Consider the following 12,120-nt stretch of genomic DNA (forward strand, 5'->3'; position numbering starts at 1 on the left):
CGGGCATCACGGGGGCGGGACTCGGATTGTCCGATCTGTATGACAGTAGATCAGCTTCTGCCGCGTCAGATCGTCCCTCCGCAGGCGGGCAGGACCCCCCGGCGCCCCCTGGGCCTCCCGGAGCCCGGAGAGCGCCGTCGGCTCCGGGAGCAGTGGGGTCTGACGACCCGCCAGGTCGCCGTCGCCTTCGGGGTGACCCCGGGGACCGTGCGGTCCTGGGAGTCCGGACGCACCGCCCCGCGCGGAGGGCGGCGCGACGCCTACCGGCGCTTCCTGGCGGGTCTGGCCCAGCACGCGGCCGTCGCGGGCGCCGTCGCGGGCGCCGTCGCGGGCGCCGACGCGACGGGCCCGGGACCGCTGCGCGGCGTACGGCCCGTCGTACGGCCCGCCGACCGGGAAACCCGTGGATCCGGGGCGGCCCGGCCCCGGCCGGCAGCTGCCTCCCCGCCGCACCGGCCCGTCGCGGACGCCCCGGCCCGCCCGCGGGCACGGAGCGCGGACCCCGTCTCGCCCGAGCGGATCCGTCGGCTGCGGCTGCTCGGGGCGGCGGCCTGCGCGTGGTCGCTGGCGCTGTGGGTGATCCTCACCTGCCCGCCGCCGCTCTAGCGGTACCGCCCGTCACACGACGCCGGTGACCGTGACCTTCACCGCCGCACGGGGAACGGAGGCCGTCCCGGCCGCAGCGGTCCGCACCGCCCGTGCCACATCGGCCGCCCGGTGCTGCGCGCGGGCGACGAACTCGACGTGGAGGGCGGTGACGGTCCCGGCGGCGCCGAGGGTGACGTGCACCCCGGACCGGTCGTCGGCCCCGGCGGCCGGCCCCGTGCCGGGGCGGCGCGCGGCGGTGTGCAGCAGGCTGCGCAGGCCGGGGCGCAGGCAGGCGACGCCGGGCACCTCCAGCACGGCGTCGGCCACCGCCGCGGAGACGGCCACGGCTACGGCTCCGGATGCGGATGCGGCCCGTGGGGTGTTCATTCCGAGGTCTCCTGAGGTCGGTCCGGCGGGTCGTGGAGGTCGGTGACGGTGACGTCGACCGAGGCGAGGGCCAGCCCCAGCCGCCGTTCGGCGGCCCGGCCGACGGCCTCGCGCACCCGTTCGGTCACGGCCCGGAGGCCGGGGCCGAACTCGACCGTCACCTCCAGCCGGACGGCCACCGGTCCGCGCCGCGGTGCGTCGCGGCCCTCCGGCGGCGCGACGCGGCAGCTTCCGGCGCGGACGCCGGGGACCTCCTCGGCCGCCGCGCGCAGGGTCCGGGCGGCGACGGACTCGTAGATCCAGGTGTCCTCGTCCCGCTCGCCCAGGGTCAGGGTCCGGCCGGGGCGCAGCTCCAGCCGGACCACGTCCATCACCCGGCGTGCGAGGGCGGAGGCGTCCGGGGCCCCGCCGGTACGGGGGGCCTCCGGCCCCAGTGCGGCGGCACGGAGCCGCCGCAGGTCCGCCAGCGCCTGACGGCAGTGGACGCACCGGCGGGAGTGCGGGTCCGGCGGCGGCTCCCCGCCCCCCGCCATCCCCTCGCCCTGCTCCCCCTGCTCCGCCACCTCGCCCTGCTCCGCCGCCCCGGCCGGGTCCCAGGCCTCGGCCTGCTCCCACACCGCAGCCAAGTCCCTTCCGCACGCCAGGAGTTCACTGTCCTCCGCCGCCGGTGACCCGGCCGGAACGGGGTCGTTCATCGCCATGCGGCCATCGCCTCCGTCAGTACGCGCCGGGCCCGGAAGACGCGTGCACGGACCGCTTCCGGGCTGATCCGGACCGTCAGCGCGATCGATTCGTACGGCCGGCCCTCGATCTCCCGCAGGACCCAGCACACCCGCTGTTCGGCGGACAGGCAGCGCATCGCCCGCCCGAGGTCCCCGGCGGCGGCGTGCGATTCGGCGGCCCGGACCGGGGACGACTGGTGCTCCGGTGCGGCCGGCTCGGGAACCGCGTCGAGGTCGGCGGCCGGTCTGCGGGCCCGCAGGAGGTTCAGGCACCGGTTGGTGACGATGCGGTGCAGCCAGGTGCCGAACCCCGCCTCCCCGCGGAACTCCGGCAGTTTGCGCCAGGCGCTGACGAACGCGTCCTGGACGGCGTCCTCGGCCTCGGCGCGGTCGCCCAGGAGGCGCTCGGCGAGCTGGAGCGCGACCGGTCCGTGACGGTGTACGAGCATCTCGAACGCCTCCTCGTCGCCTTCCGCCGCCCGCACGGCCAGCAGTCGGTCACCGGCCCCGGACGCGGACGCACCGTCGTACCCGTCGGGGTCCCATCGAGCACTCACACGCGGGCTCCTTCCAGCCTCGCCTGCTTTGACACCGCTGCCGTGCGATCCGTTACGGCCGGGAGATCCGTACTGGTGTGCGTGCCGTCCACGGATGAGTTGCGTAACGGATTCGCTTCCTCCGCTGTCTAAGGGGGGACAGGCGAACTCGGATCCGCGAAGGGGCGGCCATGACCACCACGCAGGAAGCGGTACCCGTCCGGCAGGGACCCGCGAACGGCTCCGGCGCCGGGAAGGGCGTCGGCCGGACGGTGGTCAGCGAGCCGCTCGGCACCCGGGGCAGGACGTCGATCGCGGACGCGGTCGTCGTCAAGATCGCCGGGATGGCGGCGCGGGAGATCCCGGGCGTGCACGACATGGGCGGCGGGCTGTCGAGGACGCTCGGCGCGGTACGCGACCGGGTGCCAGGCGGCCGGCCCAACCTCGGGCGCGGGGTGAAGGTCGAGGTCGGCGAACGCCAGGCCGCCATCGACATCGAACTCGTCGTCGAGTACGGAGTCCCCGTGCCGGACGTCGCCCGGGACGTGCGGGAGAACGTGATCGGCGCGGTGGAGCGCATCACCGGACTGGAGGTCGTCGAGGTGAACATCGCCGTCAACGACGTGCACCTGCCCGGCGACGACGAGCCGGCGACGGGCGACCCGCGCGTGACGTGACCGCGTGTGGCGTGACCGCGTGTGGAGCGGCCGGGTGTGGAGGGGCCGCGTGTGGAGGCCGCCCGGCGCGCGGCGGGTTCGTTCGGTCGACCGGAGACGAGAGCGGAGGACAGAGGGCACATGTGCAGCAAGGCGCTCGGGCACTGCGGACACGACCGCGGGCGACCGTGAAGGCGGCCGAACGCGGCGTGACCACCGTCGCCGACCGGGCAGCGGCCAGGATCGCCCGGCAGGCGGCGGCCGAGACGCTCACCGGCGGCGGACGCGTCCTGCGCGCCGCCGCGTCCGCCGCGGGCCCGGGATTCGACCTCGCCGTGGAGGTGGCCCTGCCGCTGACCGACGCCGTCGACACCCGCACCCGGACGGTCCAGGAACACGTTCGCGCGCGGACGGAACACCTGACGGGCCGACAGGTCGCGCCGCCCCGCGTCCGGGTGACGCGGCTCGTCCCCGTCCCGCACCCGCCCGGCACCCGGACCGCCGATGCGGCCGATGCGGCCGAGGTGGCCGACCGGGCCCCGCGGACCTGGTCGCAGCGGCGCCTGCCGGCCGCATGCCTCGCCCTCGCGGTCACCGCGGCCTCGGCCCTGCTGCTGTGGCACGCCCTCGCACCGCACCCGCCGGCCGGCCCCGCGCTCCGGCCGTCGTGGCGAGCGCTCGTGACGGCCCTTCAGGCCCCCGGCGCGCGCACCGCCGGCGCCGTCGGGAGCGCGGTCCTCGGCGGGTGGCTGCTCGCCCTGGCCCTCACCCCGGGCCACCGCCGCCTGCTGACCCTGCGCACCCGTGGCCCCGTACGGGCGGTGCTCGGCCGCGCCGGCGCCTCGCGCCTGGTACGGGCGGCCCTGGCCGGGGTACCGGCGCTGCGCGTGCGCTCCGTCCGCTGCACGGCACGCGGGATCCACGTCCGGGCGGAACGCGCCTTCGGCGACCCCGACGCCGTCGCGCAGGCGGCGACCCGGGAGATCACCCGCGCCGTCGAAGGGATGGCACTCGGCCGGACCCCCCGCATCCGGCTCGACCTCGCCGGCGCCGCCCCGGGCCGGCGGCGCGGAGGGGACGGCGATGCGTCGTAGCCGCCGGGCGGCCAACCGGACCGTGCTCGGACTGGCCGGGCTCGCCCTCGTCACCGCGGCAGCGGCACCGGCGGGCGTCCTGCGCGGCCTCCGTGCCGGGGCACGCCTGTGCCCCGGGCCCGTCCGCGAGCTCCTCACCGGGCACCCCACCGCGGCCGCGGCCGTGTGCGGATGCCTGGGGATCCTCCTCGGAGCGGCCCTCCTCGCGGCGCAGCTCCCCGGCCGGACGCCGCGCCGCCTGCCCCTCGGGGCGCCCCGCTGCTCGCTGGACGGCCGCGCCGTACGCCTGGCCTGCACCCGGATCCCCGGCGTGGCACGCGCCCGCTGCCGGCTGACCGGGACCCGCAGGCGGCCGGAGCTCGCCCTCACCCTGCGCCTGCACCCCGACGCGTGCCCGCAGGAGGTCCTCGACGCCGTCGGCGCGACCGTCCTGCCACCGGTCGCCGCCCTGCTGACCCCGCAGCCCGGCACGCACATCCGCCTGCACGTCCGGCGGCCCCGCTCCGGCCGGGCCGTCTGAGAGACAGCCTAGCCGAGGTCGGTGTACAGCAGGTGGTGGTCCGAGTACGGGCTCGGGCGGACGTGGTGCGTGCGCGGGGTGATGCCGCGCAGGAACACGTAGTCGAACTTGCTGTTCCAGTCGGTGGTCACCGCGCAGCCGTCGGCCCCGCCACCGGCATCGGCATCGGCCGCCGTGGGGCGGCAGCCGGGGTCGGTGTCCCGGGCCAGGGCCCACATCGGCCCGAGCTCGGGCGCGTCCGGCACGGCGTTGAAGTCGCCGAGGACGATCGCACGGTCGTGACGGGCGACCTCCGCGGCGAGCACCCGCACCTGGCCCGCCCGCACCTGCGGCTGCCGGCGCTCGGCGAGGTGGGTGTTGAAGACGCGTACGGGCCGGCCGCCGACCAGCGTGGTGACGGCCAGGTAGCCGCGGTCCTCGGAGCCGCCGTCGGGGTACTCGACGCTCACCCGGTCCGTCATCGGCGCCGCCGAGAGGATCGCCTGGCCGTAGCCGCCGGGCCGCCACGGCAGGCCCCCGCAGCGGTTCCAGTTCCGCAGGACGCTCCCGTACTCGACCCGGTAGACCAGCCCGTAGGCCTCCTCCAGGTAGTCGCGGATCCGCTCGACGTCCCGTACGCACGCCTCCTGGAGCCCGATGACCTGGGGCGCGTACGTGGCGATCTCCGTCGCCCGCCCGAAGTCCTGCCCGCTGCCGCACGGATTGCAGATGTTCCACGTGCCGACCCGGTCGGCGACCACCGCCCCGGCGGCGCCGGGCGGCAGCGGCGCGGGGGACGGGACGCTCGGCGTGCTGGAGCCCAGCAGCAGCACCATGCAGACCGCGGCCGTCACGCCCGCGGCCCACCGCGCGCCCCTGCTCAGCACCATCGCCTCCCGGAGTGGACGCACATCATCACACGACGCCCTCGACCGGTGATCGAGGTGCCCGGCCGGTTCGAACGGCAGTATCACAGGACGGTTAAGATGTGACGCGCAGTGAGCCCCTGTGCCCGTGTTCCAGGGGCCGCCGCAAGAGTTCGGACGGGCCCCCGGGGGAGCGGGGCGCGGTCCGCCTACTGCCAGGGGGTCGGGGATGGGTGCGGGTACGGAGCCGGACGGGTCGTCCAGGTCGGACGAGGAGTGGGAGCGGTTCCTGCGCGAGTCGGTGGCGGGTACCGCCGACGCGCCCAAGGAGCCGTCGGCGCGGGCCCGTGAGGTCGCGCGGCGGCTGCGCGAGCAGCCCGACCGGGCCCCGGAGGCCTGGCGCAGCCACACGCCCGCGCGGCCCAAGCGGCGCAAGGGCTGGTACGCGGCGGGGCTGGTGGTCTCGCTGGTCCTCCTGGTGCTGGTGGCGCTCGCGCCGGGGCGGGTGGTGGACCTGTTCACCGGCGCGGACTCCGGTTCCGCGCCCGAGGCGCCCGAGACCGCCCGCCCGAGCCAGGCACCCCCGGTGGACGCCGCCCAACGCCCCACCCGGGAGGAGCCGTTCCGCGGCTCGCCGGCGGCCGGCTGGGCGAGCGGAGCGGCGGGGATCACCGTGCCGAAGGCCCGGGCGGTCGGCTGGATGGGCGCGCCCGAGGTCGAACGGGCCCTCGCCGCCAGCCGGGACTTCCTGGTCGCCTCCAGCCTGGACCCCGCGGTGCTGCGCGGCGAGCGCCCCGAGAAGGCGATCGCGCTCATCAACCCGCACCAGAAGGACGTCCGGGACCTGCTGGACACCGCCTTCCGGACCCCGAGCGAGAAGAACGATCCCCTCCTTCTCTTCAGCCGCTTCCAGCCGTCCCGCACCCGGCTGGTCGGCGACGTCGTGAAGACCCGGGGCCGGCTCACCTACCAGGAGGGCGAGCGCGGCGCGCTCCGGGTGACCGCCGACGTCACCTTCGTCTACCCGGTCACCCGCGCGGGCGAGGGTGACGGCGGCGACGGCGACGGCGAGATCCTGCGCACGATCGTCCGCCGCGAGCTGGTCCTGAGCTGGGACGACCCCGCCAAGGTGATCACCGAGCCGGGCACCTTCTCCGTCACCTCGTACAAGTACGCCATGACCAACGGCGGCTGCGGCCCCGCCCAGGGGTACCTCACCCCGCCCTTCGGCGCGGAGCGCCGGGCGGCCGGATCCGGCACGACGACCGACCCGTACGACCGCACCGCGCCGGTCGGGCAGGGCGGTTCCACCGGGGACGAGTGCGGGAGCGCGACGCGCTCCTGACGCCCCGGGCCGCGCTGCGCGGGCGGCGGCACGTCCGCGCGTACGGTGATGCCGTGGACCGTGCGCGCGACCGACTGCAGGCCGTCCTGGAGGCACTGCCCCGGGCGGCGATCGTGCAGGACGGAGCGGGGCACGTGGTCGCCGCCAACCACCGCTTCGTCGAGATGTTCGACCTGGACGGCACGGACGGCGGGGAAGCCGGGGAAGCCGGGGAAGCCGGGGACGGCGTCGACCACCGCCCGGGCGCCCCCCTGGCGCCGGTGATCGACGCGGTGGTCGCCCACCTCGCGCACCGCCCGGCGTGGATCACCGAGAGCACCCCCGCCATCCTGGCCCGCCGGCTGCACCGGGTCGCCGAGATCGAGCTCCTCGACGGCCGGGTCCTACGGCGCGACGTCGAGCCCCTCTACGACGAGGACGGGCTGCCCTTCGGCTCGCTGTGGACCGCCGAGGACGTCACCGACGCGAAGCGCCGCGAGCGCGCCCTCCACCGGGACAACGCCGACCTCGCCGAACTGGCCCGCCGGCGCAACGAGTTCCTCGCCACCGCCTCCCACAACCTGCGGACCCCGCTCACCTCCGTCCTCAGCTTCTGCGACCTGCTCGCCGACCCCGCGTCCGGACCGCTCGGCGCCGAGCAGCGCGCCTTCCTGGACGCCATCCGCCGCAACGCGGTCCGGATGGCCGGGGTGGTCACCACCCTGCTGGACACCACCCTGATGCGCGCCCCGAAGGCCGAACTGGAATTCGGCGCGGTCGACGTGGTGGGCATGCTGGAGCACGCGGTGCACGACCAGCTGCCCGCGCTCGCCGGTGCCGGCCTCTTCACCGTCCTCGACTGCGCCCCCGGACCGCCCCTCCGGGGCGACGCGCACCGGCTGGAGCAGGTGCTGGCCAACCTCCTCGACAACGCCGCCAAGTTCACCCCGCGCGGCGGCACCCTCCGCGTACGGGCCGCACCCGACGGGCCCCACTGGCAGATCACGGTCGCCGACACCGGCATCGGGGTGCCCGAGGAGTACCGGGAGGAGATCTTCACCGGATTCGTACGGGCCCCCAACGCCGACCGCGGCGACCACCCCGGCACCGGACTCGGCCTCGCCTTCAGCCGGGACGTCGTACGCCGTCACGGCGGGGACCTCACCGCGGCCGGCGCCCCCGGCGGGGGAGCCGTCTTCACCCTGCGCCTGCCCCTGGCCGGTCCCGGGGACCCTGCGGGGGAGGGGCCGCGGTGACCCGGATCCTCGTCGTGGAGGACGACCCCGACGTGGCCGTGGCCCTGCGCGTGCTCCTCGGCCGGGCCGGGTACGAGGTGGTGGCCGCCGCCGACGGGCGCGAGGGGCTGCGCCGCCTCTTCGCCGACCGGCCCGACCTGATGGTCCTCGACATCGGCCTGCCGCCGGGACTCGACGGATGGCAGGTCCTCGACCGCACCAGGGACATGACCGACCTCCCCGTGCTGCTGCTCAGCGCACGCGGCGCCGAGAGCGACCGGGTGCGCGGACTGCGCGCCGGGGCGGACGACTACCTGCCCAAGCCCTTCGGGAACGAGGAACTGCTGGCCCGGGTGGAAGCCCTGCTGCGGCGCGCCGCCCCGGCCCTCTGGTCCGGGGCCGCACAGGACCGGTCCCTGCGGCTGGTGCCGGACCGCCGCTCGGCGGTCTGGCACGGCGAGGAGGTCCGGCTCAGCGACATCGAGTACGGGCTGCTCCAGGTACTGGTCCGCAACCGGGGCCGGGTCGTCACCACCGACCAGCTCCTGGCCCAGGTGTGGGACGACCCGCAGGGCATCGGCCGGGACCGGGTGAAGTTCGCGGTCCTGCGGCTGCGCCGCAAGCTCCAGCAGGCCGCGCACGACCCCGGGCCCGACCCGATCGAAGCGGTACGCGGCCTGGGCTACCGCTACCGGGCCGACCCCGGCGACTGACACCGCGGGGCCGGACGGCCCAGGGCCTCCCGGCCCCCGCACCCCCGGGACCTCCGGCCCGTCGCCGCAGGACCTCCGGCCCGCGCCCGGACGGGACCTCCGGCCCCGATTCCCGCCCGGCGCACGAAGCAACCCTCCAGCAACCGGACGCCAACCATCCGCACAACGGGGCGGTACGACCGTGAAAGGTGCCCCCACCTGTCCGCCCTGCTGGAGCCCCCGTGTCCTCCCCCCTGCCGCCGCGCAGCATCGCCGTCGTCCTCGGCACCCGCCCCGAGCTGGTCAAACTCACCGAACTGATCAAGCTCCTCGGACCTGCCGCGCACGTCGTGCACACCGGGCAGCACTACGACGCGGACCTCTCCGGCCGCTTCCTCACCGACCTGGACCTCCCCGAACCGACCTACCTCACCGGAATCGGCGGCCGCCCCCGCGCCGTCCAGATCGCCGCGGCCCTCACCCAGCTCGACGAGCTCTTCACCGCACACCCCCCGCTCGCGGTCGTCGTCCAGGGCGACACCAACGCCGCGCTCTCCGGCGCCCTCGCCGCCAACGCCCGCGCCATCCCCCTCGTCCACGTCGAAGCCGGGCTGCGCAGCCACGACCGCAACATGCCCGAGGAGCACAACCGGATCCTCATCGACCGGCTCGCCGACGTACTCTGCGCGGCCACCCCCGAGAACCGGCTCAACCTCCTCGCCGAAGGCATCGACCCCACCCTCGTCGACGTCACCGGCAACACCGTGGTCGAAGCGGTCCGCGCCCAGCTCCCCCACCCCGACGAACGGTCCGCGCACCTCGCGCGAGCCGGACTGCTGCCGGACGGATTCGTCCTCGCCACCGTCCACCGCCCGGAGAACACGGACGACCCCGCCGCACTCCACGCGATCCTCACCGAACTGTCGGCGCTCACCACCCACCTGCCGGTCCTGCTCCCCCTGCACCCGCGCACCCGCGCCCGCATCGAAGCGGCCGGCCTCACGCACCTCCTCACCCCGCTGCGCGTGACCCGCCCCCTCGGCTACCGCAGCTTCCTCGCGCTCGCCCGCCACGCCGCCCTCCTCGTCTCCGACTCCGGCGGCATCCAGGAGGAGGCCACCGTCCTCGGCCGCCCGCTGGTCGTCGTCCGCAACTCCACCGAACGCCCCGAGGCCATGGCGGACTTCGCCACCCTGGTCGCACCCGGCCCCGAACTCGGACGCGCCGCCCGCGCCGCCCTCGCCCTCGGCCCGGACGGCCGCGCCCGCCTGGCCGCACTCCCCAGCCCCTTCGGAGACGGACGGGCGTCACGGCGCATCGCCACCCGCCTCACCGAACTCGTCGCCGCCGCGGCCTGACGGAAGGCAACCGTGAACACCCTGCTGATCCTCCCCTTCGCCCTCCTCCTCTGCTTCCTGCTCTACTGGGCCGGCGCCCGCCACGCGTACGTACGCCGCCCCGCGACCGAGGCGGGCGACCCGACCGCCTTCGACTGGCACTTCTTCGTACCGTGCCGGGACGAGGAGGCCGTCATCCGGGCGACCGTCACCCAGCTGCGGACGGACTTCCCGGCCGCGCACGTCTGGGTGATCAACGACGACAGCGACGACCGGACCGGCCCCGTCGTGGACGCCCTCGCCCGGGACGACCAGCGGATCCACCTCATCCAGCGCAAGCGCCCGCACGCCCGCACCGGCAAGGGAGACGCGCTGAACACCGCGTACGACCGGCTCGTGGAGTTCCTGCCCGACGGCACCGCCCACGACCGGGTGGTCGTCTGCGTCGTCGACGCCGACGGACGCCTCGACCCCCGCGCCCTCGAACAGGTCTCGGGCCCCGAGGCGTTCGGCGACCCGGACATCGGCGGGGTCCAGGTCGGCGTGCGGATGCGCAACGTCGACGACCCGCGCCCGCTGCCCGACCGCGGCCGGACCCGCAACGCCGCCGCCCGCCTCCTGGTGCGGCTCCAGGACATGGAGTTCGCCGTCTCCAACGCCGGCATGCAGCTCCTGCGCCGCCGCACCGGCTCGGTGGGCCTCGGCGGCAACGGCCAGTTCACCCGGCTCTCCGCGCTCGACCGCATCGCCGACGCCGAACGCCGCCCGTGGCAGCGGGGCGCGCTGCTGGAGGACTACGAACTGGGCCTCCACATGACCCTGGCCGGCTACCGCATCACCCACATCGCCGACACCTGGGTCTCCCAGGAGGGCCTGCCGCACCTGCGCCGGCTCCTCACCCAGCGCACCCGCTGGGCCCAGGGCAACCTCCAGTGCGTGCGCTACGCACCGCGCATCGTCTCCTCCCGCCACTACGGCGGCCGCGGCGTACTGGAGACGCTCTACACCTTCTGCCAGCCCCTGGCCCACCTGCTGACCCTGGCCCTGACCGCCGTACTGCTCGTCCTCGGCGGCCTCGGCCTCCTCACCCTCTGGCCGCTCACCCTCACCCTGGCCCTGCTCTCCATCGGCCCGTTCGTGGCGTGGGGCCCGCTCTACCGCCGCGACCACGCCCCGGACGCCTCGCGGCTGACGGCACTGCTGTGGGGCGTGGCCCTGTGGCTCTACGCCTACCACCTGTTCGCCGTCTCGGCCCGGGCCTTCGTCCGCACGGCCCGCGGCCGCACCGGCTGGGCCAAGACCCGCCGCAACGCGGAACCCGTCACGACGGGCCCGGTGGCCCTGGAAGCCTGACCGGCCCGAGCCCACGGCAGTCCCCGCCCTCAGGGACTGCCGTGCAGCCCCACCGCCAGGTGCTTCTCCGCCAAGGCCTCGATGGACGCCGAACGGACGGTCAGCGCGGCAGCGGGCGGCTGCGCCGCGACCGGCTCGCCGTAGCCGTCGAGCAGGAAGTCGACCGGAGTCAGGGAGAACCCCACGATGTCCACGGCGAGCTTGCGCGGATAGGCCTTGTCGCCGGGCTTGGCTCCGGGCTTGACGTACGCGGTCACCGTGGAGGGCTCCTCGCCCCAGCGCAACGGGAGGAGCCGCTCGCCGTTCTCGGTGGTCTCGGGCTCACGGACGGCGCGCCGGCCGGGCTTCACCAGCTCGTCCGCGACGGAGCGCAGGGGCGTCAAGGCGCACAGGTCGACCATGCTCTTGCGGATCCGCCCCTCCTGGCCGAGCTCCAGCCACTTGCCGCTCAGCGCCTTCTCCAGCCGCTCGCCGTCGGGGGTGTGCGCATCCCGCTGGAGGTAGTCCTCGCTCCACCGCACCCACGTGCGGCCACCGCGTTCGACGACCACGCGGAAGAACCCGTTCTGGGCGTCCACGCGGCAGTTCTTGTCGCGGTCGACGAATATCGCGACCCGGCTTCCCAGGGCGACCGCGGACGGAGCGGTGACCCGTACCGACGGCGCGTCCCGGAACAACCGGACGGACTCGGCGAACAGCGCGCCGTCCTCCGCTCCCTGCCCTGTGCCCCCCGCGCCGCTCGCCCCGCCTTCACAGGCAGTCAGAGCCAGCACCATGCCCGCCGCCGCGCCCGCTACCGCCAGACGCCTCGCCCTGCTCGTCACCGCAAGC

The 12,120-nt window shown here is 75.9% G+C and carries 14 protein-coding genes; 9 read left to right on the top strand and 5 right to left on the bottom strand.

What is annotated here, in order from left to right:
* Positions 1-39 precede the first annotated feature (39 nt).
* A complete protein-coding gene (locus ACIPW5_RS05440; protein ID WP_401240669.1) occupies positions 40-606 on the top strand; it encodes a helix-turn-helix domain-containing protein in 567 nt (188 codons plus the stop codon).
* A gap of 12 nt (positions 607-618) precedes the next feature.
* On the opposite strand, the gene ACIPW5_RS05445 is transcribed toward ACIPW5_RS05440, so the two are convergent.
* The 3 genes from ACIPW5_RS05445 to ACIPW5_RS05455 are packed head-to-tail and all read right to left on the bottom strand — an operon-like array spanning position 619 to position 2,254.
* Positions 619-975, bottom strand: coding sequence for an Asp23/Gls24 family envelope stress response protein (locus tag ACIPW5_RS05445; protein ID WP_401240672.1), 357 nt, complete (start codon positions 973-975; stop codon positions 619-621).
* Positions 972-1,676, bottom strand: a complete 705-nt coding sequence (locus ACIPW5_RS05450) for an Asp23/Gls24 family envelope stress response protein (RefSeq protein WP_401240675.1) — start codon at positions 1,674-1,676, stop codon at positions 972-974. The genes ACIPW5_RS05445 and ACIPW5_RS05450 overlap by 4 nt, the downstream gene beginning before the upstream one ends.
* Complete coding sequence (locus ACIPW5_RS05455) at positions 1,667-2,254, bottom strand: RNA polymerase sigma factor (protein WP_401240678.1); 588 nt, start codon at positions 2,252-2,254, stop codon at positions 1,667-1,669. Before ACIPW5_RS05455 ends, ACIPW5_RS05450 begins: the two co-directional genes overlap by 10 nt.
* Before the next feature lie 170 nt (positions 2,255-2,424).
* Between ACIPW5_RS05455 and ACIPW5_RS05460 the strand changes: the two genes are divergently transcribed.
* The 3 genes from ACIPW5_RS05460 (at position 2,425) to ACIPW5_RS05470 (ending at position 4,503) form a co-directional block, all read left to right on the top strand.
* Positions 2,425-2,910: an Asp23/Gls24 family envelope stress response protein gene (locus tag ACIPW5_RS05460; RefSeq protein ID WP_401240681.1), complete on the top strand. Its 486-nt coding sequence runs from the start codon at positions 2,425-2,427 to the stop codon at positions 2,908-2,910.
* A gap of 188 nt (positions 2,911-3,098) precedes the next feature.
* Entirely contained in the window at positions 3,099-3,983 is an 885-nt protein-coding gene (locus ACIPW5_RS05465) for a DUF6286 domain-containing protein (RefSeq protein ID WP_401240684.1), read from the top strand.
* Positions 3,973-4,503, top strand: coding sequence for a hypothetical protein (locus ACIPW5_RS05470; protein WP_401240687.1), 531 nt, complete (start codon positions 3,973-3,975; stop codon positions 4,501-4,503). Before ACIPW5_RS05465 ends, ACIPW5_RS05470 begins: the two co-directional genes overlap by 11 nt.
* An 8-nt stretch (positions 4,504-4,511) precedes the next feature.
* On the opposite strand, the gene ACIPW5_RS05475 is transcribed toward ACIPW5_RS05470, so the two are convergent.
* Positions 4,512-5,372, bottom strand: coding sequence for an endonuclease/exonuclease/phosphatase family protein (locus tag ACIPW5_RS05475; RefSeq protein WP_401240689.1), 861 nt, complete (start codon positions 5,370-5,372; stop codon positions 4,512-4,514).
* Between the two features lie 205 nt (positions 5,373-5,577).
* Here ACIPW5_RS05475 and ACIPW5_RS05480 point away from each other — a divergent pair, with 205 nt between their 5' ends.
* From ACIPW5_RS05480 to ACIPW5_RS05500, 5 genes are all read left to right on the top strand, one after another.
* Positions 5,578-6,693, top strand: a complete 1,116-nt coding sequence (locus ACIPW5_RS05480; RefSeq protein ID WP_401240691.1) for a hypothetical protein — start codon at positions 5,578-5,580, stop codon at positions 6,691-6,693.
* A 53-nt stretch (positions 6,694-6,746) separates the two neighbouring features.
* The gene (locus tag ACIPW5_RS05485; protein ID WP_401240694.1) at positions 6,747-7,928 is read left to right on the top strand and encodes an ATP-binding protein; all 1,182 of its coding nucleotides are present in this window, start codon (positions 6,747-6,749) and stop codon (positions 7,926-7,928) included.
* Positions 7,925-8,620, top strand: coding sequence for a response regulator transcription factor (locus ACIPW5_RS05490; RefSeq protein WP_401240696.1), 696 nt, complete (start codon positions 7,925-7,927; stop codon positions 8,618-8,620). Before ACIPW5_RS05485 ends, ACIPW5_RS05490 begins: the two co-directional genes overlap by 4 nt.
* Before the next feature lie 221 nt (positions 8,621-8,841).
* Entirely contained in the window at positions 8,842-9,957 is a 1,116-nt protein-coding gene (gene wecB, locus ACIPW5_RS05495) for a non-hydrolyzing UDP-N-acetylglucosamine 2-epimerase (protein WP_401240698.1), read from the top strand.
* Positions 9,958-9,969: 12 nt separating this feature from the next.
* Positions 9,970-11,289, top strand: coding sequence for a glycosyltransferase (locus ACIPW5_RS05500; protein ID WP_401240701.1), 1,320 nt, complete (start codon positions 9,970-9,972; stop codon positions 11,287-11,289).
* A gap of 29 nt (positions 11,290-11,318) precedes the next feature.
* Here ACIPW5_RS05500 and ACIPW5_RS05505 read toward each other — a convergent pair whose 3' ends face one another.
* Positions 11,319-12,113, bottom strand: coding sequence for a hypothetical protein (locus ACIPW5_RS05505; RefSeq protein WP_401240703.1), 795 nt, complete (start codon positions 12,111-12,113; stop codon positions 11,319-11,321).
* Between the last annotated feature and the right edge of the window lie 7 nt (positions 12,114-12,120).

Origin of the sequence: Streptomyces sp. NPDC090077 (assembly GCF_044747545.1) — a bacterium.
Classification (GTDB): domain Bacteria; phylum Actinomycetota; class Actinomycetes; order Streptomycetales; family Streptomycetaceae; genus Streptomyces.

What these genes read in the sequence shown, in the direction of transcription:
- ACIPW5_RS05445 (WP_401240672.1), bottom strand. Translation starts at nt 975, where the DNA reads ATGAACACCCCACGGGCCGCATCCGCATCCGGAGCCGTAGCCGTGGCC.
- ACIPW5_RS05460 (WP_401240681.1), top strand. Translation starts at nt 2,425, where the DNA reads ATGACCACCACGCAGGAAGCGGTACCCGTCCGGCAGGGACCCGCGAAC.
- ACIPW5_RS05470 (WP_401240687.1), top strand. Translation starts at nt 3,973, where the DNA reads ATGCGTCGTAGCCGCCGGGCGGCCAACCGGACCGTGCTCGGACTGGCC.
- ACIPW5_RS05480 (WP_401240691.1), top strand. Translation starts at nt 5,578, where the DNA reads ATGGGTGCGGGTACGGAGCCGGACGGGTCGTCCAGGTCGGACGAGGAG.
- ACIPW5_RS05475 (WP_401240689.1), bottom strand. Translation starts at nt 5,372, where the DNA reads ATGGTGCTGAGCAGGGGCGCGCGGTGGGCCGCGGGCGTGACGGCCGCG.
- ACIPW5_RS05440 (WP_401240669.1), top strand. Translation starts at nt 40, where the DNA reads ATGACAGTAGATCAGCTTCTGCCGCGTCAGATCGTCCCTCCGCAGGCG.
- ACIPW5_RS05450 (WP_401240675.1), bottom strand. Translation starts at nt 1,676, where the DNA reads ATGGCGATGAACGACCCCGTTCCGGCCGGGTCACCGGCGGCGGAGGAC.